At 49.6% G+C, this 26,312-nt stretch carries 25 protein-coding genes; 21 read left to right on the top strand and 4 right to left on the bottom strand.

The annotated features are described in order from the left end of the window. Positions 1–6: 6 nt before the first annotated feature. From L1285_RS01840 to L1285_RS01865, 6 genes are read left to right on the top strand one after another with little or no spacing between them, the layout of a single operon-like run. Complete coding sequence (locus tag L1285_RS01840) at positions 7–1,179, top strand: radical SAM protein (protein ID WP_235410747.1); 1,173 nt, start codon at positions 7–9, stop codon at positions 1,177–1,179. Between the two features lie 8 nt (positions 1,180–1,187). Next, the gene (locus L1285_RS01845; protein WP_235410748.1) at positions 1,188–1,871 is read left to right on the top strand and encodes a glycosyltransferase; all 684 of its coding nucleotides are present in this window, start codon (positions 1,188–1,190) and stop codon (positions 1,869–1,871) included. Beyond that, on the top strand, positions 1,868–3,490 hold the full coding sequence (locus L1285_RS01850) for an ATP-binding cassette domain-containing protein (RefSeq protein WP_235410749.1): 1,623 nt from the start codon (positions 1,868–1,870) through the stop codon (positions 3,488–3,490). The genes L1285_RS01845 and L1285_RS01850 overlap by 4 nt, the downstream gene beginning before the upstream one ends. A 10-nt stretch (positions 3,491–3,500) precedes the next feature. Then, positions 3,501–4,604 (top strand): glycosyltransferase, encoded by a 1,104-nt coding sequence (locus tag L1285_RS01855; RefSeq protein ID WP_235410750.1) that lies wholly within the window; start codon positions 3,501–3,503, stop codon positions 4,602–4,604. Continuing rightward, positions 4,601–5,320 carry a DUF1796 family putative cysteine peptidase gene (locus tag L1285_RS01860; RefSeq protein ID WP_235410751.1) on the top strand — a complete coding sequence of 240 codons (720 nt, stop codon included), beginning with the start codon at positions 4,601–4,603 and terminating at the stop codon, positions 5,318–5,320. Before L1285_RS01855 ends, L1285_RS01860 begins: the two co-directional genes overlap by 4 nt. Next, a complete protein-coding gene (locus L1285_RS01865; RefSeq protein ID WP_235410752.1) occupies positions 5,317–8,367 on the top strand; it encodes an amino acid adenylation domain-containing protein in 3,051 nt (1,016 codons plus the stop codon). Before L1285_RS01860 ends, L1285_RS01865 begins: the two co-directional genes overlap by 4 nt. On the opposite strand, the gene L1285_RS01870 is transcribed toward L1285_RS01865, so the two are convergent. Continuing rightward, positions 8,362–8,973, bottom strand: a complete 612-nt coding sequence (locus tag L1285_RS01870) for a hypothetical protein (protein ID WP_235410753.1) — start codon at positions 8,971–8,973, stop codon at positions 8,362–8,364. The genes L1285_RS01865 and L1285_RS01870 overlap by 6 nt on opposite strands. A 206-nt stretch (positions 8,974–9,179) precedes the next feature. On the opposite strand from L1285_RS01870, the gene L1285_RS01875 reads away from it, so the two are divergent. Next, positions 9,180–9,989 (top strand): substrate-binding periplasmic protein, encoded by an 810-nt coding sequence (locus tag L1285_RS01875; protein WP_235410754.1) that lies wholly within the window; start codon positions 9,180–9,182, stop codon positions 9,987–9,989. Here the strand turns inward: L1285_RS01875 and L1285_RS01880 are convergent. Further along, complete coding sequence (locus L1285_RS01880; RefSeq protein ID WP_235410755.1) at positions 9,979–10,422, bottom strand: GNAT family N-acetyltransferase; 444 nt, start codon at positions 10,420–10,422, stop codon at positions 9,979–9,981. The two genes, L1285_RS01875 and L1285_RS01880, sit on opposite strands and share 11 nt — an antisense overlap. Before the next feature lie 284 nt (positions 10,423–10,706). On the opposite strand from L1285_RS01880, the gene L1285_RS01885 reads away from it, so the two are divergent. The 9 genes from L1285_RS01885 to L1285_RS01925 all read left to right on the top strand — a co-directional run bounded on the left by L1285_RS01885 (position 10,707) and on the right by L1285_RS01925 (position 18,392). After that, on the top strand, positions 10,707–11,027 hold the full coding sequence (locus L1285_RS01885; protein WP_235410756.1) for a hypothetical protein: 321 nt from the start codon (positions 10,707–10,709) through the stop codon (positions 11,025–11,027). Then, positions 11,017–11,271, top strand: a complete 255-nt coding sequence (locus L1285_RS01890; RefSeq protein WP_046007158.1) for a hypothetical protein — start codon at positions 11,017–11,019, stop codon at positions 11,269–11,271. Before L1285_RS01885 ends, L1285_RS01890 begins: the two co-directional genes overlap by 11 nt. 8 nt (positions 11,272–11,279) lie before the next feature. Then, the gene (locus L1285_RS01895; RefSeq protein WP_235410757.1) at positions 11,280–12,869 is read left to right on the top strand and encodes a PepSY-associated TM helix domain-containing protein; all 1,590 of its coding nucleotides are present in this window, start codon (positions 11,280–11,282) and stop codon (positions 12,867–12,869) included. 83 nt (positions 12,870–12,952) lie between these two features. Further along, a complete protein-coding gene (locus L1285_RS01900) occupies positions 12,953–13,717 on the top strand; it encodes a hypothetical protein (protein ID WP_235410758.1) in 765 nt (254 codons plus the stop codon). A 285-nt stretch (positions 13,718–14,002) separates the two neighbouring features. After that, positions 14,003–14,674: a TorF family putative porin gene (locus L1285_RS01905; RefSeq protein ID WP_125781376.1), complete on the top strand. Its 672-nt coding sequence runs from the start codon at positions 14,003–14,005 to the stop codon at positions 14,672–14,674. A 12-nt stretch (positions 14,675–14,686) separates the two neighbouring features. Continuing rightward, entirely contained in the window at positions 14,687–15,415 is a 729-nt protein-coding gene (locus L1285_RS01910; RefSeq protein WP_235410759.1) for a substrate-binding periplasmic protein, read from the top strand. Positions 15,416–15,432: 17 nt separating this feature from the next. Then, positions 15,433–16,935, top strand: coding sequence for a methyl-accepting chemotaxis protein (locus L1285_RS01915; protein ID WP_235410760.1), 1,503 nt, complete (start codon positions 15,433–15,435; stop codon positions 16,933–16,935). Between the two features lie 243 nt (positions 16,936–17,178). Then, positions 17,179–17,808 (top strand): LysE family translocator, encoded by a 630-nt coding sequence (locus L1285_RS01920; protein ID WP_046007164.1) that lies wholly within the window; start codon positions 17,179–17,181, stop codon positions 17,806–17,808. A gap of 83 nt (positions 17,809–17,891) precedes the next feature. After that, positions 17,892–18,392, top strand: coding sequence for a GNAT family N-acetyltransferase (locus L1285_RS01925; RefSeq protein ID WP_235410761.1), 501 nt, complete (start codon positions 17,892–17,894; stop codon positions 18,390–18,392). Positions 18,393–18,452: 60 nt separating this feature from the next. Here L1285_RS01925 and L1285_RS01930 read toward each other — a convergent pair whose 3' ends face one another. Both L1285_RS01930 and L1285_RS01935 read right to left on the bottom strand, forming a co-directional pair. Beyond that, complete coding sequence (locus L1285_RS01930) at positions 18,453–19,061, bottom strand: LysE family translocator (protein WP_235410762.1); 609 nt, start codon at positions 19,059–19,061, stop codon at positions 18,453–18,455. Between the two features lie 49 nt (positions 19,062–19,110). Further along, a complete protein-coding gene (locus tag L1285_RS01935; protein WP_235410763.1) occupies positions 19,111–19,494 on the bottom strand; it encodes a nuclear transport factor 2 family protein in 384 nt (127 codons plus the stop codon). A gap of 271 nt (positions 19,495–19,765) precedes the next feature. On the opposite strand from L1285_RS01935, the gene L1285_RS01940 reads away from it, so the two are divergent. The 5 genes from L1285_RS01940 to L1285_RS01960 all read left to right on the top strand — a co-directional run bounded on the left by L1285_RS01940 (position 19,766) and on the right by L1285_RS01960 (position 26,281). Next, positions 19,766–21,871 (top strand): TonB-dependent receptor plug domain-containing protein, encoded by a 2,106-nt coding sequence (locus L1285_RS01940; RefSeq protein WP_235410764.1) that lies wholly within the window; start codon positions 19,766–19,768, stop codon positions 21,869–21,871. After that, positions 21,861–22,346, top strand: a complete 486-nt coding sequence (locus L1285_RS01945) for a TlpA family protein disulfide reductase (protein ID WP_235410765.1) — start codon at positions 21,861–21,863, stop codon at positions 22,344–22,346. The genes L1285_RS01940 and L1285_RS01945 overlap by 11 nt, the downstream gene beginning before the upstream one ends. Before the next feature lie 176 nt (positions 22,347–22,522). Further along, positions 22,523–23,800: a sensor domain-containing diguanylate cyclase gene (locus L1285_RS01950; RefSeq protein ID WP_235410766.1), complete on the top strand. Its 1,278-nt coding sequence runs from the start codon at positions 22,523–22,525 to the stop codon at positions 23,798–23,800. Next, positions 23,797–25,776, top strand: a complete 1,980-nt coding sequence (locus L1285_RS01955; RefSeq protein ID WP_235410767.1) for a TonB-dependent receptor plug domain-containing protein — start codon at positions 23,797–23,799, stop codon at positions 25,774–25,776. Before L1285_RS01950 ends, L1285_RS01955 begins: the two co-directional genes overlap by 4 nt. Further along, a complete protein-coding gene (locus L1285_RS01960) occupies positions 25,769–26,281 on the top strand; it encodes a YfiR family protein (RefSeq protein WP_235410768.1) in 513 nt (170 codons plus the stop codon). Before L1285_RS01955 ends, L1285_RS01960 begins: the two co-directional genes overlap by 8 nt. Positions 26,282–26,312: the final 31 nt, after the last annotated feature.

Raw genomic sequence — 26,312 nt, forward strand, 5'->3', positions numbered from 1 at the left:
TCGATTATGTGGACTAAGAAAGCCACGCAACTGGCGGTCAGCGAATTACCGCAGGCACATCAGAATTTCATGGCCAGAAACCCAGGGTTTACCGCCCACCATCAGGCCAGCACCGAGCGAGTGGCCAACGCCCTCAGACGCTATGCAGCGAGCGGAAAAATCGAAGCAGATAACATCTGTAAGCTGGTCATTAAAATGACCAGCAGTTGTAATTTGCGCTGTGAACAGTGCTTTCAGTGGCGTGAAACAGGCTTTCACCATGGCCTGGATCCCACGGCCATCCCTTATGAGCAGAGCGGTCATTTGTTTGATTTTGTGGAGCGTCAGCGCTGCGACATCATACTGACCGGGGGAGAGCCCACTTTACATCCTGACTTTCCTAAGTTTCTCAGCCGCCTGGCTGAAGCCGGATGCTTTATTTATATCTGTACGAATGGCCTGATGATTAAGCGCCACTTTGAGGTATTGAGTAAGTATCACGATCAGCTGGCCTTTTTGATTTCCATCGACGGACCGAAAGACATCCATGACTCGATCCGGGGTAAAGGCACCTATAACAAAACCATGGCCGGTATTAAGTTACTGGCTGACGGTAAAAAAGAGGGCAAGCAGTGGCTGATCGGGGTAGAAAATACCATGATGGCCAAAAACCTGGACCGGGCGACTGAGTTACTTAATGAGTGCGAACAGGCCGGTGTTGACTGGATGATCTACAACCATCTGTGGGTCGTGGACATGATGGCGCGCAGCGAATACCACCGCTTTTGTGAAGACTTCGACACTGTGCCTAATTCCTATACCGGGTTTGATATGGGGGATTTTCGCCCGGATTACATTGAACACGTCATCGACACTATAGACACATTGCGTGCCTATCCGGCACAGATCCCGGTGTTGTTCGGGCCGGATTACGATGCGGATGAAATCCGACAGTACTATCGCGGCAAAATGCCAGCACGGGCACATTATCTCAAAATGGGTGTGAAACTGGATGTTGATATTGGTGGCAAGCTGGTGATGACCAAGCAGTTCCCCGATCTGGTATTTGGTAATGTGCTCGATACCCCAATTGAGGAGCTCATTGCTTCTGAGCCATACCAGCGTGCTGCTAAGACGATGCGTGAGCAAAGCCTAAAGGTGCTCAATGCGTGTCCCGACGCGCATAACTTTTTACTCTAGAGGTGCGTATGTTGTCCGTGATCTTGCCTGCTCATAATGAAGCAAAAACGTTAGCGGTTACTTTACCGTTACTGGTAGAGCAATTGCCTCTGGATGCCGAGCTGATCGTGGTCTGTGATACCTGCTCGGATGCAACCGTGCAGGTGGCGCGGGCCTATACTGAGCAGGTATTTACTATCTTGGCAGGCAGTGCCGCAGCGGCGCGTAATTATGGCGCTGCACAGGCAAGTGGCAGCATGTTGTTGTTTCTCGACGCTGATACCGTGTGCAGTGCACAACTACCAGCGCAGATTGCTCAGCTTGCCAAAGACAGTCACAGGGCTGTGTATGGTACGGCGCCACTGAAGAGCGACAGTGGTCACTGGCTTGGTCGTTTTGTCGCGACGGATATCAACCGTTTTAACCAGCGTCACCAGAGCATGGGCGGCAATTGTTTTGTTTCGGCTGACTTGTTTAAAACCGTTGGTGGCTTCAACACACGTTTATTGCGTGGCGAAGACACCGATCTGGGTGTGCGTTGCCAGCGCGAGGGGGGACATTATGTGTGGCTTAGTCAAAGCCACTTTGTTCACAACGAGCGTAAGTTCCGCACTCATGGTTATCTGCGGTATTACGGCTCGTTGTTGCTCGGTGGCGTGTTATGGCAGCTTTCACCGCGTTTGTATGCCCGCAGTCTGGGAGGACAGGCATGATAGAAAAGTGCAGAGCCTTGTGGCAGGTGCTGTCACTCAAACTGGTTTTATTGAGCAGCTTAAGCGCTTGCACCACCATTTTGATCCTACATACCTTCACCATGGCACTGCAACTGGATAGCAGCAATTCGGCCAGCCTGGCTCAGGGCGCTGTGTGGTTTTCAGTGGCATTCATGGGTTTTGTGGTGGTGCAGCTGACCTTTCAGCGTAGTGTGATCCGACTGACCGAAACCACTATCAAGACTGTGCGGTTGGATATTCTTGATGCGGTGCGTCACGCCCGGTTACAGATGATTGAGCAATTTGGCCAGGAGCGGATCCTCTCTGCGATTGCTTATGATGCCAACACACTTAGCCAGCTTAATCAGTTCGTCGCGTTAAGTGTGGGACACCTATTTACCGTGATAGCGGCACTGATTTACATGTTTGTGATTGCCCCTATGGGGGCATTACTTGCACTGGGTCTGATAGCGCTTGCAGTGACGGTCTATTGCTTACGCTTTGCCCGCATTCATCAGGGATATGAACGTGCGCGAGAGGCTGAGGACAGCTTCTTTACACACTTGCACGATCTGCTGATGGGGATCAGGGAAGTGAAGCAAAATGCTGTGCGCAATGACTCGCTGTATCAGGAACATCTGACCCGGGATGCGACTGCGGTCCAGCACAATAAAATCATGGCGGAATGTCGTTTTGCGCATAATCAGCTGATGTTGATGGCCGCACTTTATCTATTGGCTGCCGTGGCAGTATTTGTTGCGCCGCTGTGGTTTGCCTTATCGCCCCAGCAGAGTATCAGTTTTGTGATCATCACTTTGTTTATGGTGAGCCCGTTCCACAGCAGTATGGAGTTGTTCCGGGTGCTTAGTCAGCTCCAGGTTTCGCAACAAAAGCTGTCTGAAATCAAGCAACTGGCCAGTGAAGCCGGGGAGCAGAGTGTTGCGCCATCTAACGTGTCGTTTTCGCATCGGCTGACGCTCCACAAGTTAATGTTTGAGTACCAGCAAGGGTTCACTGTGGGGCCGATTAATCTGGAAGTTAATCAGGGAGATATCGTGTTTATATCTGGCGGTAATGGCTCCGGGAAAACCACCTTTATGCGCTTACTCAGTGGCTTGTATGCGCCGCGAAGCGGCCAAGTCTGGCTTGATAATACCCTGCTGGATGATGCTCAGCTATTGGCTTATCGCCAATTGTTTTCCGGCATCTCGGCGGACAGTGTGGTCTTTGCCAATCGTTATGGTCAGCCGATGCATGAGGCGTTGATCAATCAATGGCTGGACAAGCTGGCGTTGAGCGACAAAGTGCAGTTTCGTGACGGCCGCTTTACCAATACCCGCTTGTCGACAGGCCAGATGAAGCGCCTGGCCCTGGTGCAGGCCTTGATGGAAGAGCGTCCTATTCTGGTGTTGGATGAATTTGCTGCCAACATCGACCCCGAAAGTCGTCAGGTGTTTTACCGTCAGTGGCTACCGACATTGAAGGCCATGGGTAAAACCTTGTTCGTGATCACCCATGATGAGGCGTACTTTGATTGTTGTGACTGTCATTACCTGATGCGTGATGGTCAGCTTCATCCCTATCCGGCACAGTCGTTGTCGCTGGTTAAATCCCACTAAGGAGCTTGCTATGAAAGATTATCAGTTAACCTGGTTGGCACCGAGGGTGACAACGCAAACGACGGCAATATTGGTGCCGTTTTACAATGAAGCGGGTGATAAATTACACTTTGCCGAGCGACTGGCTTATTTTGATGGGTTGGCAGCTCGTCATCCCGAACTTGATATTATCCTGATTGATGATGGCTCTACCGATCAACCCTTCTCGGCGAATACAGAGCAGCTAACACATCTCAGCCTCAGCCGGGTGACGCCAAACGGCCAAAAGATTGGGGCGCTTTACACTGTGATCCAAGCTTTGTCTCATCAGTACATCATTTTTACCGACTTTGACACTGAGCTTCAGGGCCTGGATAACCTGCCTGATACACACAACAAGTTAGCGGCGGACGCCACTGCAATGGGTTGCTATTTCAGTATGCGCCCTACAGCCGGTAACACGCCCGCGGTGCAGTTTCAGATGCTGGAATATGCGCTGGAGCGAGCGAGTTATCAGTTCAGTAAAAATGAGGGCAGTGTGCCTATTATGCCGGGTGCGGGCTGCTTGTATAAACGGCCAATCATAGAGGACCTGTTGTCCCGGCACAGCGGGCTGCGCAGCGGTGAAGACAGGGAGACGTGTTTGCTGGGTCTGGAGCTGGGCTATACGGTATTTTATGCACCTCAGATCGAGGCACTGACACAGCCGCCCCAAACCTTCAGTGCTTTACTGCATCAACGTCGGCGCTGGTCGCAGGGGTTTGTGGAGGTCGCGCTGCATAAAGCGGCGTTTTATCGCAACCAGATGGCAGAGAAAACCGTATTAGGACTGCGCCATCGGATCGATATGATTTCAGTGAGCATTTTTTTATTAATGCCGCTGATCTTACTGCTGGCATTTCTCATCAGTAGTACTGTCGGCGTGGCCCTGGTTTTGGCGTGGACGGCACTGGGCTTTGTTGAAACCTTTTGGTTGTACAGCAAAGCCAGCGACGAGTTTCGCACCATTCCCTACCATAAGCTGAAGTTGTGTCTTATCCCATTTGCACGCGTACTGCTGGAAGTGCCAACCTGGTGGCGGGTGATAGGACGAGTTTGTCTGAACAAACTACAAGGTAAAGGAGCGTGCGCATGAGTAGTCACTTTGTAGCCCAAACCGGCAACCCTTTTATTGCGGGTCAGTATAGCCGAGTACACAGTCTGGGCATGGATTGCCGGCCCCGTCATTTGACTCGTCAACTGGAGTTGGGCTGTCGGCGTGGACCATTTGACTGGATCGGTGGTCGTTCTGTGGCCGATCTCGACAAGGCACTGAAAACGCGGTGCAAAGAGGTACTCTTACTGGAGAACCTTGAGCCTTATGAACCTGATTGCAAAGAGTACCGAAAGTACGCCGATCGCTCAGCGGGATACCTTTCTGCCCATGACTTTGCGGTTGAAAATCATGATCTGGTGCGTGAGTATCCCGCATTTCGTGAGAAGTTTGATGGTATTTGCAATCGCTTCTTTTCTGAACTGGCCGAGCTTGACAGTGTGCTGTTCTTTTTAAGTGTGGCACTGGAAGAAAATGCCGACTGGCAGTTTGAAACGCCGGACGAGATCCTGGCTAACACGCTGCAATTAAAAGCGACGCTTGAGCAAGTGTGCCCAAATGCTCAGGTCGCTCTGCTGGTGGCCACCTTTCATGACGAGCTGGTTGAACACAGCAGGCCCGGGCTGGCGTTTACCCGCAAATACACTTTTGATAATGGTGAGCCCTGGATGGAAGGTCAGGAGCTGACACATTGGAGTAACATGCTGGTCGGTGTCAATGGCTTTACCGGGCTGGCACCCCACAAGGAGTCGGCATGAGTGCAGTCAACGTGGCCGATATGGTCGCCAGTATCCTGAATCAGCCGAGTCAGGCTGTGGCACTTCAGGGCGATAGCTGGACCTTTAGCTATGGCGAACTGCGCGGGCAAGTGATGGGATGTGTTAAGCAGCTGCGCGACCTGGGAATTCAGCCAAATGATTGTGTTGCTGTGTATGGCGATGATCCGCGCTTAAGTGCCGTGGGGATAATCAGCGTACTGTTGCTTGGCGGTACTTTTGTCTGTCTGGACGTGCATTTTCCTGCTACACGCAAGCAGCATATGTTGGCACGCAGCCAGGCGCGCGTTGTACTTTATAGCCAGGATGACCCAGGTTTGGGTGGGCCCAGTTGTCGAGTCGAGCTGGATTGCGTTTTGGCTGATGATGCATCGGCGACTTGTGACGTATCGACAGACAATCAGGATGAGACTACGCGCGTTGCCTACCATGTGTATACCTCCGGCAGCACAGGCCAGCCAAAGGGCATCGCGATTTCACGGCACAGCCTGGCTCAGCAGATCCAGGCTGCTCAGCAACAATACCAGCTGACACCGGGCAATCGTGCCTTATGTATTTTATCCAGCTCAACAGACGCCTTTTTGCAGCAATTATTGATGTTTCTCTCGGCCGGAGCTTGTGTGTGTTTCACACAAGGTTCAGTGCTTGATCCAGCCGAGTTTGCAAAAGTCTGCATCTCGCAGGCAATCACCCATATTGATGTGCCCCCCAGCTTGATGGCGAACTTTTTGGCAGATCCCAAAGCCCGTGACTGGCTGTCGAGCATGGACCTGAGTACGGTGATCCTTGGCGGTGAAGAGTTCAGTCACAACATAGTACGTCAATGGGACAGACTTAATTTGTTTGAACACATTGCGTTATACAACGAATATGGCCCATCTGAAGCCACAGTGACCTCCTGCTTACATCAGGTAACCCGGACGGATTTAAAGCGCAGTCGGGTGCCTATTGGCAGGCCTTCGGCGGGCAGTATCTTGCTGATTGTGGACGAGCAGGGCAGACCGGCCAGACAAGGTGAGTTACTGATCGGTGGTGAAGGGGTGGCGCTGGAATATCTGGCAGAGCCGCAAAAAACAGCCCAGCAGTTTATTTCTATGGCGCGCCTTGGCAGGACTCAGCGCTTTTATCGTAGTGGCGACCTGGTATGTCGGGATGAGCAGGGGCTGATCACCTATCTTGGGCGACTGGACAATCAGGTTAACCTGCTTGGCCACCGGATTGAGTTAGAAGGCATTGAAGCCGTGCTAGATCAGTACCCGGGTATTCGCAGCTCGGCGGTATTGTGTGTTGGCACTCAGCTGATTGCTTTTATAGCGGGCGACCTCAATGATACCGATACGACCGCGCTGCGCAAAATGCTAAGCGAGGCGTTACCGGCCTATATGTTGCCAGCGCAGTTTTTTTATTACACGCAGCTGCCAACCACTGCGATTGGTAAAATTGATAAGCCAGCTTTAAAGCGCGTTGCCGAGCTGAGGCTGGCGCAATGCCAGCAGGTGGCGACATTGCTTGAGCTAATTGCACAGAGCCTGAATGTGACGCTAGCCGAGCTGGACAGTGACAAAGGGTATAAATCGCAAGGCGGGGATTCTTTAAAGGCATTGATGCTGCAAACCCGTGCCAGACAACACGGCTGGGCGGTGTCGTTAAGTCAGTTGCTCAGTGATGTGCCGCTTTCTCAGTTAGCCCCGTCGTCTTGCGCTAATGCGACGCTAGGCTTTGAGCAAGAATTGCTGAGTTATGCTTTACCAAACAAGCTGGCGATGATCCATATCCAGGGGATAGCGCGCTGGCAAGTGTGCACTATGTTGTTCACCCAACAGCAGCTAAATTGCGAGAAAGTCCATCAGGCTGCGCGTATTTTACTGCTGAAATATCCCGCTTTGCGGCTGCGTTTTAACCCCAGGCAGATGACGCAGCAGATCAGTAAAGGGGCTTTACACCTGAGTGTTGAGCTGAGCGTAGCCAGCTTTGCAGATTTTAAACATCAAGCCCGGGAGGCATTTAAATCTTGTCTGGCTGAGTCTTCATTGCAAGAGCAATTAGTAACCATCGCCAGTTATCGCAGCCGCTACGGTCATATAGTCGCGATAGGGATAAGCCACTTGCTAGTTGATGATATCAGCTTGCAGGTGCTCAGTAGTGACCTGGAAAGCTTGCTCAGCGCTCCTCTGCATTTCGACAGGCAAAGAGACTGGGCCCTGCTGCACTGGCAACGACAATGTCATAACGCGGTCATGGCCGGTCACTTTGATGCCGACCTGAACTACTGGTGGGATGCGCTGAACACCCGTGGGGCATTTTGTCAGGAGGCGGAGCGTAAACTGGCGGTGCTAAACAGCAAAAAGCCGGTCCATAGTCAGATGCAGTTAGCCAGCGCTGCGCAACTGGCCACGTTATTACCGCGCCTGGCGTCCCTGGGCTCATCACTGCAAGCTTTAGTGTTGGCTGCTCTGGCAAGTAGTTACGCTCAGTGTAGCGGTGACAGCGCAGTGACGGTTGCGCTGGAAAATAATGGCAGACAGCCTTTTACAAACAGCGAGTGTGGGATCTCGGTGGAAGTGGGTCAGGCGGTAGGCTGGTTTGCTCACAGTGCGCCGTTGCTGTTGCACGGTGGTGCGCAGTCCGGCGCACAGCTTGCGCAAACACAAGCGGATTTAGCCGTTTATCCTGTGGGCGGGCATAGCTATGGCTGGCTTAGTATGTTCAGTAAAGATCAGGCGTTTAAAGCGCTTGCTCAAACCCAGGCGCCCAGAATATCCGTCGCTTTTGCGGATCTGAGCGAAGTACCCGAGCAGCAAGTGTTTACTCAGCCAAGGTTTGGTTTGAGCGGGCAAAACTGGCTGACAGACGAGCAGGTATTTGCTTTTGAACAGCGCTATCACTGGTTGCAGATCCGCTTTGTTCGCTCTCAAGAAGCTGGCCTGATGGTTGAGCTTTGCAGTGATGCCAGCATTGTGGACCAATGCTGGCTCAATGCGCTCGGGTCGCATATAAACAGGGCTGTTAAACAGATTGGTTGTTTATAACCCTGATTTGCCGGCACTCGCCTGGCGTGTTTCAATCAACTGCTTTTTAGCGAGCTCTTTAGTGAGCTCCTTTGCCAGAGCGCGCATATAGGCTTCGTTTCCGGCAAAAATTGTTTCCTGCGCTTTAAGTACACCAGTTGCCGTCATTGCAACGGCCTGATCGCCCTTATCAATCATGGTAATTTGAAACTTGTTTTCAATATTCGTGGTTGTGTTCGAGTTGAAGCGATTATAACCAAGCGGCGAGGTACTCACTGTGGTGCTGGTTACGGCCGTCTTTTCCTCGGATAGTAGCTCTATCTGTAATCTGGCTTGTGCGCCTGAGTCTTCAAATTGAATGCGCCACTCTTGCTGTGTGTATTGGCGTGTTGGCGGGAAGTGGTCTGTAGCTTTCAGGCAAGTGACTTCATTGAACTTTTTAGCAAACTGGTCACATACCGCTGTCTCCAAGGTTGATTTCATGGCGAAGTCTTGCAGGTTAGCATCTACCAGAACACTGGCGTATTTGACAGAACTAAACTTTGGGTCAACATAACTGGTGATGTTAACGGATGTACATCCACTGAGCGTGATCGCCACAACTGCGCTGGCAATGAGCTTTTTCATTATTTTTCCTTTGTTTTACAATTGAGATTCCGAAAAGTAACTGGGCTACGCTACTTTGCTGTCATTGTACCTTTAAAAGGTTTTGTTCAAAAGTCTTAGTAATCATTGGGTTGTTGTTATTTTTAGGGTAAAGTGTGATTATGTAGCCTTGTTGCTCAAAGCGCGTGCTAAGGTGTAAACAGGTGAACATTTATAAGGTGAGTAAAATGCATTTTTTTCGTCATTGCAGTCGCTTTTTGCTTACCTGTTTACTGAGCTTTACCCCATTTGTTTCACAGGCACAGGCCTGTACACAAACTGTCACGGTCAGTGCCAGCGATAACTGGCCACCCTATTCGTTCCGCTCAGGTGAGCAATATCATGGGCTGGATATTGAGATCCTTGAATTGGTGCTAAAAAGTGCCGATTTATGTTGGCGTTACGTATCATTTCCTTCATCAAGCCGGGCCTTCGAAGAATTCAAAAAAGGCAAAGTCGATATTATTTTTGCTGCCAGCTTTACCCAGGAGCGGCGGCGATTTTCTGAGTTTAGTGTGCCTTATCGCGATGAAGTGATGCAGTTGTTTCGCCACGAGAGCAACCCGTTGAGCCCTCAGCGCGCTTTAACGCCTACCCTGAGTTTTCTGAGTAAATCTATCGTGGCTGTGAATCGGGGCAGTGTGTATGGCGAGGCGTTTTCGCGCGTTGTGCAGCAGTGCCCCGACTGTGTGGTTGACATTAACCTGGCCACAGAGCGCTTTGATTTACTGGTTAAAAAACGCGTTGATTATGCGGTAGAAGATTTGTTCACCGGCATTTACTTGATTAACCGCGTCCCTTATAAGGCGCATATCAGGGCAAGCCGCTTAACTGTGCACAAAAACCCCGTTCATTACATGATCAGGCCCGGTCTGTTGAGTGAAAAGCGTTTGCAGCAGTTCAATTTGGCCATCATACGCAATCAGGCTGCTATTGATGCGCTGATCGATCAACATTTTCAGCGCCTGCTATCCGGAGCTGAACAAGTTAAGCAATAAGCGTGTGCTGTGCGGGTCGGCGCATATAGTATTCAAACTCGTCTTCACCATAGGTTGTGAAACCTAACGCAAAATACAAATGACGAGCCGGGTTGTGTTTAAGTACAGTCAGGGAGAACGGGTAGTCTGGATACTGCTCAAACATATGCCTGAGCGTGTAGCGGCCAAGTCCTTGCTTTTGGTATTGAGGCGCAACTTGTAACTGCATAATCTCCACCTCCTTGTTTAACAGCCGAAACTTGAGTGTGCCAACCGTAACTTTATCGATGAGCAGCAAATGTGAGCAGGCATAGTCTTCCTCAAGCCGGCATAGATGCGCCTCGTCACTGAGAAAAATCCCTTCGCGCTCGAGATGCTCCACCATGGTTTGCAGGCGCAGGTTCAGCAAATAGGGTTTGTCGATATCACAGGCTTGCTTTAGCTCAATGTGCATTGTCCTTTCCTTAGTTCTATTGTGACTGCGCCAACGCAGATAAGCAGCCCGACTTTATGTGCAGGCTATTGCTTTATCTAAGCTCATAGTAGCCCCGGTTGCAAGCGAAAATTATTCAGAGAAACAAAACTTTAATGAACTTTTTTGGGGGCCGTAGGGGCGCACAAAAAACACCTCTATGGTAGCAGTGCTCTGCTCGAAAGCGACCATATTTTGTGCTTTATAGTTGAATGTCTGGGTTTAAAACCGTACCATAATTGCAAATGATAACGATTAGTATAAATATGAGTTTTATTGCAATTATCCCGCTTTGGCTGGCGGCACTGAGTTTATATCTTGGCAGTCAGCAACAAGTCATCATCACTCGCGCATTACCTAAGCCTTTGGCCGGGTTTAGCGCTATATCTTTATTTTTACTCGGCATTGTCGCTTTCAGTCTAAATTACCCTTGGGTGTCGTCGATGCTGGCGGCGCTGGTGGTGTTTATGCTAAGCCTGTTTACAGTGACCATTAGCTCGGGCTACTCCAAAGAACGCACTTTGTCCATTACGGGCGGCGTGTGCCTGGTTAGCCTGATTTTTGGAGGGGCAAGCTATGTGGCCTAAAACACTCAGTGGTTTATTCATCGGCCTGTTTTTATCCGTATCCGTGGTGCTTAACCTCAATCTGCTATTGCCTTTTTCCGAGGGCACGCGCCTGTTAATTGGACTTATTTTGGCATTCCCAATTTGGGCTGCGGCTTTAGTATGGGCCTACTCCTTTCCTTCTGCCTGGAAGTCTTTTCGGGCTTTGATGCTGGCACTGGTGCCATCCGTTTTGCTTAATACTGCCCTGATGGTGCTGAGGTAATTCAGACAATGAACAATCAAACACTTAAATCACTGACCAATGCCCATGCCTGGATAGGTCTGATCATTTCTACTGTTCTGTTTGTGGTGTTTTTCGCCGGTGCCATCACTTTGTTTAAAGACAATATCACCAGCTGGGAGCGCACGCCTTTACTGGTCGACGCTGGGCACAACACAGCACAGCCCGCATTTGATAAAGCGCTGGCAACCATTGAAAAAAATTATCAGGTAGACATGCATGGCGGCATGTTTATGTATGCCCCGGATCAACACAATCCGTTTATTGAAGCCCGCTTTGAAAGTGAACTGGCACAGCCCGACCCGATCACTGGTGAAGATCACCTTCATCAGGCCTTGTTATTGGATGCCATTACAGGTGAAATCGTTGCCAGCAGCGATACGCATAACTATGCGCACTTCCTGTACAAGATGCACTATGACCTGGGGCTGGGGCGTGCGGGCCTGTATTTTGTTGGTCTCATTACTTTGTTCTTTTTCGTGGCAATACTGAGCGGCATAGTGATCCACTGGCGTAAGTTGTTCAGCAAGTTCTTTCAGTATCGAAAAGACGGCAATAAAGATAAGTGGCTCGATGCGCATAATCTGATAGGCACAATGGGACTGCCTATGCACCTGATGTATGCCTTCACCGGTCTGGTTTTCAACATGGTGATTATTTACCAGATCTCCTATGCGGTGATTTTGTATCAGGGCAATCAGGAAGCGCTGCTCGATGCCGCCGGGTTTGACCAGCCGCATCTGGAAGAAGCCGATAAAAGAATGGCTATGACGGGTGTGGATGATATGTATCGCCGCGCTATGGCGACTCTGGGCGATGTCACCATAGAGCGTATCAGCATTGAACATTTTGGTGACGAGAACGCGATTTTGGTGTTCGCTACGACCAGTAACGAAAACTTCTCATTGTGGCGTGAAGTGCGTTATCTGATGAGTACGCAGGAGCAAATCTACCTGACCATGGACAATTACGATAACGCCGTGCGAGGTGGTCTGTCGACCATTGCCAGTCTGCATTTCGGTGACTTTGCAGGATACGGGATGCGCTTAGCGTTTTTCTTGTTTGGTCTGGCAACTGCCTATGTGATCATCACAGGTAACCTGATGTGGATAGCGAAACGGGCTAAACAACGCAACCAAAGCCAGCGCAGTCTGAACTTTGTCAGGCGCCTGACCTCAGGCAGCTTTATTGGCGTAGTGGCGGCTACTGCGGCCGGGTTTGCACTGGCGCGTGCGCTCCCGGTTGAGCATCTGGGGCGTGCTGAGTTTATAGAGCGCAGCTTCTACCTGATCTGGATTGTGAGTATTGTGATCTCGCAGCTGATGCGCAATCAAAAGCTGTTTTGCAAGGCGCTGCTGAGCGCCAGTGCGGCACTGTTTGCCCTGACCGCCATCAGCGACTGGACCTTGTTTTACAGCACGTCGAGCCTGCTCAGCGGCGCTGCACTGCGTGATGTTTTGCTGGTTGATACTATGTTGCTGCTGTTGGCTGCCATTTGTATTGCCGCAACGAAACGCGTCTATGCGCAGGAATCGAAGGCACAGCGGGTTAGCTCGCAGCCACTCGCCTCTGAGGTGTAACCAAGCAAAAAAGCGCTGGAAACAGCGCTTTTTTTGTGCCCAAAATCAAGGCATAGTAGCGGGTACATTACACAGCACTTCACATGATTATGAAAATACATGCTTTTTTTAACTGGATTTGGCGAATTAACGGCTTGATCTTATTCCTCATAGTACTGTTTCTGGGCGCAATGCTTGTGTATGACATAGGCAGAGATCTGTTTTCTGAACAGGGCGAGCAAAATGTGCCGTTGAACTTAGCTGAGGATAAGGACCGGGAAGAAAATTGGGATCTGGGTTATCCTGAACAGCTTGGAGACTATGACTACTTTCTGATCCCGCTGGAATCCGAAAAGCTGACGGTTGATGCGACAGCAGCGGACATCTCAACAGTAGAAGGCTTCAAGCGCAGTGGCAGCTCGCAGCAAATGTATAGCAGTTATCGAAAATCTCGAATGAAAAATGCCATTCTGATCAATGCCAGCACCAATGAATCTCACTGGTTGTTTGACTCAGTAGATCAGCTTATCTACCGATTTGGCACCTTGGTACAAGAAGGTGCTCGGCTCAATGAGCAGGATCAGGCTATTTTCTATGAGCTAATCAATAAAGACACTAATGAAGATCAACAGCTTGATTATAAGGATGATATGACCTTTGCTTTAAGCCGTCTCGACGGTACCAACTACACAGAAATCATTGTCGGATACAGCGAATTGATCACCACAGCTGTCAATAAGGATGGCAATTTGCTGATTGTTTATGCCAAGGAAGAGCTGGTGTTTACAGCGCTAATCAAGCTAAGTACATTTTCGGTGCTGGACAAACGCGCCTTACCAAAAGTCGGTGAAACACTAAAAGCACACTGACGGCACAGATACGAGGCCGTCATCGTCAGGCCTCGTATCATCTTGAGCGTTTTTAGTGAGATTTAAACCTAGCGGATATACAACGACTTGGTTGTTCTAAGCGCGTGTCTCTGGTGTGCTCTTCGAAGCAGGGGAAGCTGCCAGCGTCAAAAGAATTCACACAAAACCAGAAACTATTGAGTTTTTTGATATAAATCTAATAAAGGTGCCCTCCAACTTTAAAGTGTAAAAATTTGCGCTACGCTTTGAAGTGACAACTAATTTGTTGGCTCTTAGAGGGTTACCATGAAAAAACTACTCCTGTGCACTTTTCTTGCGGTATCCGCCAATGGATACGCCGCGACTTCTTCAACAATCACTTTAGTGTCCGATTACCTGTTTAACGGGGTCAGTCAGACCGACGAAGATCCTGCCATTCAGGCCAGTCTGGACTGGGCCGGCGATTCTGGCCTGTATGCCGGTTTTTGGGGATCTCAGGTCGATTTTGGCGAAGGGACGGACATTGAAGCGGATGGCTATATTGGCTATTACACCGCGATTGACGACACGGTTAATGTGGATATTGGCATTGCACAATATACCTACCATGGCGGTGATAACAGCTCGGATTATAACTACCCGGAAGCTTACGTTAAGTTTAACGTTGGCAACACCAATCTGAATTTTTGGCATACCTGGGACTACTTTGGGACAGATGCCGGGCACAGCATTGTAATGCTGACTCACGCCATTCCCATCAACGACAACCTGTCGTTCGAAGTGGGTATTGACCATTCCATAAGTCATGATAAAGACAAATGGAAATGGGAAGATGATGACAGTTACACCCACTGGCGCGCTACGGTGAATTATAGCATCAATGATTGGGCGCTGAGCTTAGGGTACGAAGATACGACCCTGGACACTATGGGTGATTCTACGGTGTTGGTCACACTGGCCAGAACCTTTAATTTCTAAAGGAGTTATGTAATGAAATCACTGATTGCAGCCTTTATGGTGCTATGTGCATCCTGGTACAGCTATGCAGAAACTGTGTATCTGACTTCACTGGACTGGCCGCCTTACTCAGGTAAATCGCTCAGTGAGCAGGGGGCGTCGGTGGCGGTTGCAAAAGCCGCATTTGCCGCCGAAGGCCACACTTTGGTGGTGGAGTTTTATCCCTGGTCGCGGGCGGTTAAGTCGGCGTCTACCAAAGACTCCAAGTATGTGGGGTACTTTCCTGAATATCACTACGACACCAGTGAATTTGTGTTTTCCGATCCAATGGGCACAGGGCCACTTGGCCTGGTCCAGAATGTGTCTGCGCCAATCAACTACAGCTCTGTGGGCGACCTGTCTGGTAAACGCATTGGTGTGGTGCAGGATTATGTTAACACCAAAGAGCTGGACGAGATGATAGCCAGCGGCAGTATTAAAGGGGAGGCCGTGCCGTCTGATGTGCTGAACATTAAGAAAGTCGCAGCAAAGCGCATTGATGCAGCCGTAATAGATAGTAATGTGTTGAAGTACTTGCTGAAATCCGACGCGTCGTTAAGTAGCGTTCAGTCTAAGGTTGCAATGCACCCGACCTTACTGCAAGACAAGCAGTTATTTGTGGCATTTCGTAATGACGCGCAAGGTCAAAAGTGGCAGCAAATATATAATGCCGGGCTGAAAAAAATTGATATTCCCGCCATTATGGCTAAGCACCTGAATTAACGCCGCAGGAGGTTCACTTGACTCGCTCGATTCAATTTCGTCTTGTTTTAACCGCTTTGCTGGCAATGGGTTTTGTGTTGTTAGCGTTTGGTATTTATGACTATGTGACTCAGAGTAATCAGCTGAAAAGCAAGTTGGATACGCAAATAGCCTTGGCTAAGCAGCGTATGGAGCTATCACTGCCGAGTGCTTTGTGGAACTTTCAGACCGATCTGGCGCAGAAGCTGGTCAATGCGGAGGCGGCATCCGACGACCTTGCCCTGATTGAAGTGCGAGATACGGGCGGCGAGTTAATCGTGAAAGCTACGCAGGAGGGCGATGCACAACCGCTCTCTACCACCTCTTTTGAATTTGAATTGCTGTTCGACAACGGTGGTGAGCAAAGCCCGGTGGGCAGCGTTACCTTGTTAATCAACACAGAGCCGATGCGCCAGGCACTGCTGTCTTTGGCTATTAATTCTGTGGTGAAAGTGGTGCTCCTTGCAGCCATTTTAGGCAGTGTGCTGGCATTTATTTTTAACCGCCTGGTGGCGATACCGCTGGAGGAAGTGGCCGACAAACTGGCTAATATTGCCAGTGGTGAAGGCGACCTGACCCAGCAATTAGTGGTCAGACGGGACGATGAAATAGGTCGTCTGGCCGCCTCTTTTAACCTGTTTGAAGAAAAAATAGCGGAACTTGTGACAACCATTAAGTTATCGATTGACGATTCATCGACGTTATCAGAAAACATTTCCAGCCTGAGTACCGAAGGCTTTAACTTTTTACAGCAGCAACAACAGGAAACGGACCAGATTGCAACGGCTATTACTGAGATGGCGTCGTCGGCTTTGGAAATTGAAAGCAATACTAAGTTGACGCTGGAGTCGGCCGAAAATGCCTACACGGATGCAGATAAGGTGAATCAGGCATTTGAGCAATCTATTCATGCAATAGAAGAGTTGGTGATACAAATGGACGAAGCCACGCAAGTGGTCGGTTCACTGGAGGCCAGTGTTCAGGGCATAGTGTCGGTACTGGATGTGATCCAGTCGATCGCAGAACAAACCAATTTGCTGGCGCTCAATGCCGCCATAGAGGCTGCCAGAGCCGGTGAGCAGGGTCGGGGGTTTGCCGTGGTGGCCGATGAGGTACGTTCCCTGGCCAGTCGAACACAAACATCCACTGCGGAAATACACGAAACCATTACCTTGCTACAAAAAGGCTCAGACTCAGCTGTAACCGTGATGCAAAAAAGCAAACTGAAAAGTGAAGAAAGCAAGCAGGCGGCACAAACAGCCAGTGCCTCGCTGGCAAACATCAGTAAAGCCGTTGAAAACATCACACAAATGTCCAGCCATGTCTCATCGGCAGTCTCGGAGCAGAGCACGGTTGCAGAAGATCTCAGTAAAAACATCAATGAAGTGGTCTTTTCGGGGCAAAACAGTATGGGCAAAATCGAGCAGGTGCAGGTTTACTCCGGTGATATGAAAGAGCTGTCATTGCAGCTCAGAGACTTAGTCAGCCGCTTTAAAACCTAACACTTTAAACAAGCAACTTTGCTACTCGCTCAGTGATCTGAGCGAGCTGTATTTTGGCGCGAAATTACCAGCAGTCTGGCTGTTTATCTTTCACATACAGCTATGGCGCTCTGTGGCCTCACAGTGCCAAGAAAATTCGGAGAGTTTCAAAACGCGCTGTGGCGAACTTTTGAACATCGCCACTTGTCTACTTATAAGTTGACCTGTAAAAAGGAATATAGAAACATCTGGAAGGACTCAAATATGGACTATTTATACGCAATTATCCTCTTTGCCATTTCATCCTCAGTGACCCCTGGGCCGAACAATATTATGGTGATGACGTCAGGGGTTAACTTTGGCGTAAAAAAGAGTCTGCCTCTGTTGAGCGGCATTTGTATCGGCTTTGCCTTTATGCTGCTGCTCGTCGGGATCGGTTTTTCCAGATTGTTTGAATGGTTTCCCGGACTTCATATGCTAATCAAATGTGCGGGTGTACTGTATTTGCTGTATCTGGCTTTACTGATCGCACGCTCCGCCGACACCCAGGATGCCGACAATCAGGGCCAGCCGTTGTCGTTTTTAAAAGGTGCTTTATTTCAATGGATCAATGGTAAAGCTTGGGTAGTTGCCACCGGCGCGGTCGCTGCCTTTACCACGGTCGGGGGCGGAGTCGATAGTCAGACTATGCTTATCGCCACCATCTTTTTGCTGGTGTCATTTCCCTGTGTTGGCGTCTGGCTGTTGTTTGGTTCTTTGTTACAAAACTGGCTGAGCAGCGCGGCCAGCCGTCAGCGTTTTAATCTGGCCATGGCGCTGTTGTTGGTTATTTCTGTACTCCCTGTTTTGCAGGAAATTTTAGTACAGTTATCGGTGCAAACAATCGGATCCTGAAAGCCTACTGTAAAGGGCATCTACACGTGCTTATGCATAACTCAAATCAATGAAAAACATAATACAGAGCTAAGGAAAACCAAATGATCACTTATCGACTTGCTTTGGCATCGGAGGCTGAAGCGCTAAAAGCACTGTTATGGCAACATGGCCAGAATGAGTGGAACCACTTAACCGAAGAAGGCGTTAATGGTGAATTTGAGCTACTTAAACAGGGGAGCGCAAGTGCCATGGTGGCGGTGCAGGAAGGTGAAATTACCGGTTTTGCTGTGTTGATTGGCGCTGCGCACAGCCCGGATTATCTCAACAAATACACTGGCCTAAATGTTATGTACTTTATCGGTGACGTGGTGGTTGCCAGTCAGCATAGCGGCAAAGGCATAGCGACGGCCCTGTTGCAGGCCTGTATTGCACAAGCAAAGCACGCTGGTGGCGAACTGGTTTTAATTGAGCGCCATGAAGAAAACCTGGCATCTGCTGGCATGATGCGAAAAGCCGGATTTCAAATTATTGATACTTTTCACGACCCGCAAAAACGCAGTGCAGGGTCGCAGAATAGCTGCATCCTGGCCATTGAACTCTAAATCCTGACACTCAGTTAAATCCTTTGTGCTGAGCAGGGCGAATGCTCAGCACAAACCAGGTCAGCGCACGGCTACCGTCACGCCGGATGCGGCCAATACCGAGCCGGCACAGCGATTGAGCAGCGTGAGCCGGCGTGGCGTTGTCAGCAGTTTTCTGGCCTGGCTACCCAGATATACATAACCCAGATTGACCGAGCCAAACGCCAGGGTCGCACATGCCATGATCCCCAAAATATCCGGATAAGTCATGTTTTCTATGGCCACAAAGGTGGGAAATAAGGCCACGTAAAAAACAATGGCTTTTGGGTTACTCAGTGTTAGCAAAAAGCCGCTCAATACGGCCGACTGCGTGCTTTGCATCTTAGGTTCAGCAATGGATGTACCCGGTTTTGCACGTAGCAGGGAAATCCCCATCCAGATCAGATAAGCGGCGCAGAGATACTTGATGATAACAAAGGCGCTGCCCAGCACTTCGGCGACCACTGCCAGGCCCGAAATTGCAAGTAAAATGAACAGGTAATCGGCAAGCAGCAGGCCCACCGTCATATTCACACCTTGCTTCAGCCCACGCGCGATAGACGCCGAAGTAATTGCAAATACGCCGGGCCCGGGTATCACTGCAACGAGAAACATGGCAATAAACAAGGCAAGATAATGTTCAAAGGTCATAAAACGACGAGTCCTTTTGGCTTTGTAAAACGGGCAGGCTGAGTCGCCCTCAGCTCACGTCTTTAATATAAGTGATTTTGTTGTTTTCGAACCGGAACAGGGTTTTTCCTTCAAGCTCCAGCGTATCCTGCGCTTTCAAGCCGTTTGGCAAGTCGACGGCCAGCCTAGCCTGGTACTGAATGTGCGCGGTGGCAGCATTTTCTTCCAGTGCAAGCTCTGTGAGTGTCTGCTGGCGGGTCTCGAATATCGCGGCCGCTTTTACGGCGAGTTGCTCAAAGGCTGCTTTACCTTGTGCACTTGCCGTGATCTTACCATTAGATTCATTCTCAAAAATAATATCCTGGTCTAACAGCGCCAGCATAGCGGCAATGTCAAAGTCGTTGTAGGCGCTAATATAGGCCTCAACCAGGTCGATATGAACGGGTTCTGACATGTTAATTCTCCTTATTTAAAACATGTGTTTCCCTGCATGTTTGTGCGGGTACAGACTATTAAATCGACTAGTCTGCTGTTTGGCAAGCAGATACTTGGCAAATTTAATGCGAATACACGCTTTGCGTTATAGCCCGGTTTTGTCTTACCTGACTAAATTATTCACTTCATCTTGCGTTTTTAGTAATTAACCCCAATTTTGTGAATAGTGAAATGTTATATTATAACATTTATGGGGTTGTAACTAAGATAAGAACTAGGATCTCACAAACATGTCATTGCTTTTGTCAACGCTGGCGGTCGTAGCGTCAGCCACATCTGTGCCTGCAACTGGGGCAGAAAAGTCGGTAGAAAAAATTGAGGTACAAGGCGTGCGCTCACGATTAATTAAATCGGGTGCATTAAAAGACGATATTGCCAAAACAGAACTGCTTTCGAACGAGTATATAAAAAATACCCAGTCCTCCAGTTTGGCTGATGCAATTCAAAATGCCATTGGCATTCGTGTGTCCAATGAGTGCTCGATGTGCGGTGCAAAGCGTATCATGATCAATGGGTTAAAAGGGGAGCACACCAACGTGCTGGTAGATGGGATCCCTATGCATACCATGATTTCGGGGTTTTATGGTATGGATTCAGTTGCCGCATCTGGTATTGGCCGTATTGAAATTGCCCGTGGTGCAGGTGCCTCACTGACCGCCCCGGAAGCGATTGGCGGTACGGTCAACCTGATCACGGCTGAGCCCAGCGAAGATAAAATCGAGCTGGATATGGCAACGGGTACAGATGGCTACAGGCTGATCTCTGCGCTGGCAAGCGGTATTAGTACAGATGGTAATACTCGGGCAACTCTGATGGGTCAGTACGATAACAAAGATCAGTTCGATGGTGACGGCAATGGGGTGAGTGAAAACCCGGCCCTGACTAATCAGTCACTGACCTTAATGGTTTCTCATGATATTGGCTATTCAGATAACATTCGTGTGCGTCTGAATCAAACCCAGTCGGAGGTCTTTGGTGGTCCGGTTCTGGGCGATACTGCAACCAGTATTTCTGCCACGTTGGCGAGTGTCAGCCTGGGAGAGGCAGACTCTTTATTTGTGAATGATGATGTGCGAAATCGCTATATCGGCAACGCCTGGGAAACTGCAGAATGGGTTAAAACAGAGCGCGAAGAGGCCAGCCTGAGCTGGCTACATGAGATTTCGTCGCGACTGAACGTCACATCGAGCTTGGCTTATGTGGATCATATTCAGGACTCATTCTACGAAAGCACAGATTATTATGCACAAGACACAATGTATTATTACTCGGTACGTTTCAATTATGATTTGAATGCCGAGCACCTGCTTACTTTTGGTGTAGACAAGCGAGATGAGAAGATGCGCTCCTCCTCTGCTGCATTAGAAAGCACGGCAAATTATGTGTCCGACAGCTTCGATTACGATACAACCGGCCTTTATATTCAGGATACCTGGCTGCCGAATGAGTCAGTTGAAGTGTCAGCTGCTTTGCGCCTGGATCAGATCCAGGCCGACTTTGTTGACCCGCAAAAGCCGGGCATTGAAATTGACAAAACCATCCTGTCGCCCAGAGTGGATATGCGTTATTTCCACAATGACACCTTTACCTCACGCCTGTCATTGGGTCAGGGCTATCGTGCGCCTTTATCCTTCTTCGAAAGCGACCATGGCATACTGGATTCAGGCAAGGGCTTTCAGGTCGATGTAAATGAACCTGAGCGCTCAAAGTCGGCCACCTACTCGCTTAGCTATGAATCGGAAATGCTGACTGTGACAGCCTCTGCTGCACATACCAAAGTAGACCATCTGGCCACCTTGTCTCATACCACATCAGGCACACCGATACTCACTCAACTGGCAGAGACCGCTGCGGTGACGGCAACGGATATTTCGGCAAACTGGCAGGTTTCTGACACGCTGACACTGTCAGCCATTGCGGAGCAGTATCATTATGATGACACCTTTAAGGCGTCATTTGGTATTGCACCGATTGAAAAGCGTATGACGCTCAGTAGCGATCTGCACATCAACGACTGGGAAGTTATCACCAGTGCAATCTGGGTGGCGAGTCGAGATCTGACAGAGTACGGTTACGAGGGCTTTAACGACGCGAATGGAGAGTTTAAGAAAGCCACACAGGCTGAGAGTTATGTCACGGTTGATGTTAAAGTCGTTAAACCGCTTTCTAAAGCACTCAGTCTGTATGCCGGTGCCAGTAACCTGTTTGATTATAATCAGGCTGAAGATATGGGCAGTCCGCTGATGTACGATGTCGAGGGTGGCTATGATGTGGTGTATATCCATGGCCCACTCAGAGGCAGACAGGCTTACCTTGGGCTTACCTATGAATTTTAAATGGGTGGCCGTGCTACTGGCTGCTTGTCTGATGCATAACAGCTATGCTGTTGACTTTTATACACAACATATGCAGCGTCTTGATGACGCTGCATATGGTGAGCGGCAAACGCTGGCGCCTTTTTCCGGTGCACCGGTACTGATGTCTTTCTTTATGCCCAACTGTCGCTGGTGTGAAAAGCAGCATGTGGCACTGAGCAACCTGGTTGAGTCATGTGCCGGGGTTCAACCTGTGATGATGGGGGTGAATGGTAATCGTCGTGATTTGCGTCGGGCTCTAAAACGCAAACATAATGAATTTCCAGCCTTTTTGAGCAGTCATGCATTCACTCAGGCGTTAGGGGCAAACCCGCCAGTTCCTATGACCTTGGTTTTCAATCATCAAGGTGAACTTGTGTTTTACACCCAGGGTTATCGTTCGCAGCAAACCTTGTCCAGCTTGCTCAGGGAGCATCAAGTGAGCCCGTGCCTCTGACATTGTCTCGCGGGCACTTTGATTGTTCAGTAGCATGGCTGTGCGCTACTTTCTGGTGCACATCATGTTGCAATAAACGTAATAATTTTCTCTAATTACCTGCCTCGCCCTGTTTTTTGAACAGCTCTCTTCTATATTTATTAAGACAATACAGTCGTCTGGTTTATGGGGGACACTTGAGCGAGCCGTTACCTTCTATGTCTCTTGTTAAGAGATTAACCCAGCTGAACTTGTCAGTGATGGCAAGCAGCATGCTGCTGGTGTTTTCGTTGACGTCCATATTGCTGTGGTTTGTGGTCCGCGACCGGCAGGCCGAAACCGCAGAGACCAATCTTGCCCAACTGGCACATAACGTGGTTCCTATGCTGGTATTTAATGATGTGGAAACGGCAAGCAAAGAGCTTGAGCTTGTCGGGGTTAACAAAGATGTGCTGTTTATCTCATTACGAGATACCAAAGGTGAGGTTTTCAGTGAGTATGCAAAGCCCAGTTTTGTTAAATCTTCGGCTTTATATCAGCAGGTTGGCATTGAGTCTGTACGGGAATACGAAGGCGTTAGAATGCGCTTATATTACCCGGTGTCAATCAAAGGCAAGTTTGAGGGTGACCTGATCATGGTGCTCGACTTAACGGGCATGATGTACTGGTATTTACAGTTGGTCCTGATGTTGGCATTACTGATCGCAGCTTTGTTTACCGGCTCGGCTTTTTTGCTTTCACGCGTGCAGCGCCAGGCCCTGATGCCACTTATCTCACTGTCGGAGCTGGCACAGCGGGTCTCTCATGAGCATAATTTTCAGCTGCGCGCCAATGTGATCCGCGATGACGAAATTGGCATTTTAACCCGCAGTTTCAATGAGCTGCTTAAGCGTGTTGATATTTCCCAGGCTGAACTACGACAGCAGCTTGAACAGGAGCAGGCACAAGGACAGCAGCTCAAGCAAATGGTCCGCACCGATCCGCTCACTAAGCTGCCAAACCGGGTCGCATTGAACCAACTGCTCAAAGAGATAACCTGCGAGGCGTGTAACCCCAAGCCTTTAAGTTGCTTGATGTTTATTGACCTTGATAACTTTAAATTTGTGAACGACAACTATGGTCACGATGCCGGAGATGAAACGCTGATCGAGGTTGGCCAGCGGATCAGTGCCATTATCCGTAGCGATGATCTGCTGTGTCGCCTGGGCGGCGATGAGTTTGCGCTGCTATTGCCAAGCATAGAGTCGACAGAAAACGCCGAGAAGCTGGCCGCCAGGATAGTCACCATTATTAATCAGCCCATAGTGGTCAAAGAGACGGTGATGCCAATAGGGATCAGTATTGGTCTGGCCTACACGCCTCTTGATGCTGATGCGCCTATGGAGCTACTCAACTGTGCCGATGATGCCATGTACGCGGCAAAACGTGCAGGAAAAAACAACTTTCAGGTTTTCAGTAAGCAGGCACCGGTATGAAACAGCATTCCCTTTTTGTTGGGCTCATGATGATGTTGTCGAGCTGCGTGCTGGCACAAAATGACCCTTTGCCCGATCTGGAAGATCTTTTGAGTCAGCAGCTTAACCAGTTACCCAGTAATACACAAAGCTCTGCGGGCTCCAGGATAGAGCGCTCGAGTAGCGACAGCATGGCAGTCACCCATGTGATCACCGACAAAGATATCAGGCAGTTTAATCTGCAATCACTGGCAGACATTCTGGCAATGTTTGTTGGGATCACCACCCGTGATAACAGCTCATTTATCTACCTTGGAGCCAGAGGCATAGGCCGGCCCGGCGACTTTAATTCGCGCTTTTTGTTCTTACTGGACGGAACCAGAATGAACGAAAACCTGCTGGATGCCGGGTTGCTTGGCTACGAAAATTTTGTTGATGTGGGGCTGATTGAGCGGGTGGAATACAGTCCGGGTGCCTCCGCCGCTTTGTACGGCAACAATGCACTCCTTGGGGTGATCAACATAGTGACGAAAACCAGCAGCAAATTGCGTGGCCTGAATACAGCCTTGTCGGTGACCAACGACGAAACACACCATGGCCGAATAACTGCGGGGTTTCGCTCACAAGGTGGGGCCGACAGCTGGTTTTCTCTGAGTGGCTCCAAATTACGAGATATTGATTTTCCCGTGCCAGGTGCCCCTGCTGAGCTGTTGGCGTGGCAGCAGCTTAATAAAGAAAGCAGCAGCAGAGCCATGTTCAGCCATCAAAGTGGCAGTTTTCAGTTTCAGGCTGCGGCTTCACGCCGTCAACGCAGTTTCCCGGATGGCTTTAGTGTGTTGCGCTCAAGTGCGCCTGAAATGGGCACGCCCGCGCTTGAAACCCTCGACAATGAAGCTTTTTTTGTCGCGCTGACATTTGATGACACTGTTTCGCAGGACATAGAAGCGTATTTTCATATCTCTACTCATGGTAACGATCTTATCCGCAATGTGCCATTGGCCTTGCCTGATGGCGGGCTGGAATTTGTGCGTCCGATGAACTCTGGCCGCTGGAGCAATCTGGATGGGCAGCTGGTTTTTTTAGGTGTGGAAGACCACGAGCTGATGTTGGGCATAGATTTTCAAAAGGACCACAGGCAGGAGTTTAGCTCTCGCTCCAGCATACCCTCGGAATTTAATTTTGAGCAAAAAAGTAATGAAAATCGCTATGGCTTGTACGTGCAGGATTTGTGGCGTATCACACCTGAGTTTAAATTTCAGTGGGCGCTGAGATATGACAATTCGGATTTCAGCTCTGAGCGCTGGTCTCCAAGCTTTACCGCCAAATATAGTTTTACCCCGGATCACCACCTGTTGCTGCGCCACAGCCGGGCATTCAGGGTCGCGAACTTTCTTGAGCGCAATGCAAACAGCGTATTTGACGAGCCAAACCCCAAAAATGAGACCATAGATTATAATGAGATAAGCCTGGTGCAGCGCTGGAGCGACTCACTGTCGTCGTTTGCCACGTTTTATTATGCCAATATAGATAACCTGATCCATCAGGACTTTTTCCGACCCATTTACTTTAATCCACCGCCCATTCGCAGCCATGGTGCTGAAATTGGGGCAGACAAACGCTGGTCTAACGGCATGTCTTTGATAGCCAGTACCGCAATCCAGCGCTCACGCCTGCGCGGTGGGTTTGGTATTGCTAACTCCCCGGAGTTTATTGGCAAGCTGCGCTTTAGCTTACCGCTTGGTCGTTCCGGCTTTACGCTCAGTCTGAGCTCTTATGCGGTCAGCAAAAGAAGAACCTTTGACAGTCACCTGCCGGGCTTTGCCAGTCATGATGTCAACGTAAACTGGCAAAACGAGCACAACCTGTTTATCGCGCTGGGCGTCAGAAATATCACCGACAAAGAAATACTCGATATTACCGATGACGGCTTTGTGCCGTATCTGCAACGCCGTCGTCAGGTACACTTGTCGCTCAACTGGAGCTGGGGCAATGATTAAGTTGCTAATAGCTCTATTATGTCTGGTGTTGCTGCCCGAGGGAAAGGCGCAAAACCTCAGTGAGAACGAGCTGAAGGCGGCGTTTTTGTACCGCTTTAGTCAGTTCAGCAAGTGGCCGCCACCACCGCCAGATAAACTGAGCTTTTGCGTGGTCGGTAACCCGGATCTCTATCAGGCCATCGACGCTTTGCTGCAAGAACAGCAGGTGGATGATAATACCGAAGTCATAGAGCTGCCCGACAACGAGCAAGTATCGCAATGCGATATCCTGTTTTTAAGCCAGCAGAACAGGCAGCAAACCCAGTATTGGCTTGAAGACCTGGCACAGTCCCCGTCCCCGGTGCTGGTGGTTGCGGATACCAGTGAAGGGTTTCGCCAGGGTGCCATGATAGGCCTGATAGCCGACGCCAACAACCTCAGCTTTCGCGTTAATCTGACAGACGCAAAGCGTCGTGGCCTGAACTTTAGCGCCCATTTACTTAAACTGGCCACTGAGGTACGTTGAAACAAACGACAACATAATGGTAGGTAAAGAA

Source organism: Pseudoalteromonas sp. DL2-H2.2 (assembly GCF_021532535.1).
Taxonomy (GTDB): domain Bacteria; phylum Pseudomonadota; class Gammaproteobacteria; order Enterobacterales; family Alteromonadaceae; genus Pseudoalteromonas; species Pseudoalteromonas rubra_A.

What these genes read in the sequence shown, in the direction of transcription:
- L1285_RS01840 (WP_235410747.1), top strand. Translation starts at nt 7, where the DNA reads ATGTGGACTAAGAAAGCCACGCAACTGGCGGTCAGCGAATTACCGCAG.
- L1285_RS01845 (WP_235410748.1), top strand. Translation starts at nt 1,188, where the DNA reads ATGTTGTCCGTGATCTTGCCTGCTCATAATGAAGCAAAAACGTTAGCG.
- L1285_RS01850 (WP_235410749.1), top strand. Translation starts at nt 1,868, where the DNA reads ATGATAGAAAAGTGCAGAGCCTTGTGGCAGGTGCTGTCACTCAAACTG.
- L1285_RS01855 (WP_235410750.1), top strand. Translation starts at nt 3,501, where the DNA reads ATGAAAGATTATCAGTTAACCTGGTTGGCACCGAGGGTGACAACGCAA.
- L1285_RS01860 (WP_235410751.1), top strand. Translation starts at nt 4,601, where the DNA reads ATGAGTAGTCACTTTGTAGCCCAAACCGGCAACCCTTTTATTGCGGGT.
- L1285_RS01865 (WP_235410752.1), top strand. Translation starts at nt 5,317, where the DNA reads ATGAGTGCAGTCAACGTGGCCGATATGGTCGCCAGTATCCTGAATCAG.
- L1285_RS01870 (WP_235410753.1), bottom strand. Translation starts at nt 8,973, where the DNA reads ATGAAAAAGCTCATTGCCAGCGCAGTTGTGGCGATCACGCTCAGTGGA.
- L1285_RS01875 (WP_235410754.1), top strand. Translation starts at nt 9,180, where the DNA reads ATGCATTTTTTTCGTCATTGCAGTCGCTTTTTGCTTACCTGTTTACTG.
- L1285_RS01880 (WP_235410755.1), bottom strand. Translation starts at nt 10,422, where the DNA reads ATGCACATTGAGCTAAAGCAAGCCTGTGATATCGACAAACCCTATTTG.
- L1285_RS01885 (WP_235410756.1), top strand. Translation starts at nt 10,707, where the DNA reads ATGAGTTTTATTGCAATTATCCCGCTTTGGCTGGCGGCACTGAGTTTA.
- L1285_RS01890 (WP_046007158.1), top strand. Translation starts at nt 11,017, where the DNA reads ATGTGGCCTAAAACACTCAGTGGTTTATTCATCGGCCTGTTTTTATCC.
- L1285_RS01895 (WP_235410757.1), top strand. Translation starts at nt 11,280, where the DNA reads ATGAACAATCAAACACTTAAATCACTGACCAATGCCCATGCCTGGATA.
- L1285_RS01900 (WP_235410758.1), top strand. Translation starts at nt 12,953, where the DNA reads ATGATTATGAAAATACATGCTTTTTTTAACTGGATTTGGCGAATTAAC.
- L1285_RS01905 (WP_125781376.1), top strand. Translation starts at nt 14,003, where the DNA reads ATGAAAAAACTACTCCTGTGCACTTTTCTTGCGGTATCCGCCAATGGA.
- L1285_RS01910 (WP_235410759.1), top strand. Translation starts at nt 14,687, where the DNA reads ATGAAATCACTGATTGCAGCCTTTATGGTGCTATGTGCATCCTGGTAC.
- L1285_RS01920 (WP_046007164.1), top strand. Translation starts at nt 17,179, where the DNA reads ATGGACTATTTATACGCAATTATCCTCTTTGCCATTTCATCCTCAGTG.
- L1285_RS01925 (WP_235410761.1), top strand. Translation starts at nt 17,892, where the DNA reads ATGATCACTTATCGACTTGCTTTGGCATCGGAGGCTGAAGCGCTAAAA.
- L1285_RS01930 (WP_235410762.1), bottom strand. Translation starts at nt 19,061, where the DNA reads ATGACCTTTGAACATTATCTTGCCTTGTTTATTGCCATGTTTCTCGTT.
- L1285_RS01935 (WP_235410763.1), bottom strand. Translation starts at nt 19,494, where the DNA reads ATGTCAGAACCCGTTCATATCGACCTGGTTGAGGCCTATATTAGCGCC.
- L1285_RS01940 (WP_235410764.1), top strand. Translation starts at nt 19,766, where the DNA reads ATGTCATTGCTTTTGTCAACGCTGGCGGTCGTAGCGTCAGCCACATCT.
- L1285_RS01945 (WP_235410765.1), top strand. Translation starts at nt 21,861, where the DNA reads ATGAATTTTAAATGGGTGGCCGTGCTACTGGCTGCTTGTCTGATGCAT.
- L1285_RS01955 (WP_235410767.1), top strand. Translation starts at nt 23,797, where the DNA reads ATGAAACAGCATTCCCTTTTTGTTGGGCTCATGATGATGTTGTCGAGC.
- L1285_RS01960 (WP_235410768.1), top strand. Translation starts at nt 25,769, where the DNA reads ATGATTAAGTTGCTAATAGCTCTATTATGTCTGGTGTTGCTGCCCGAG.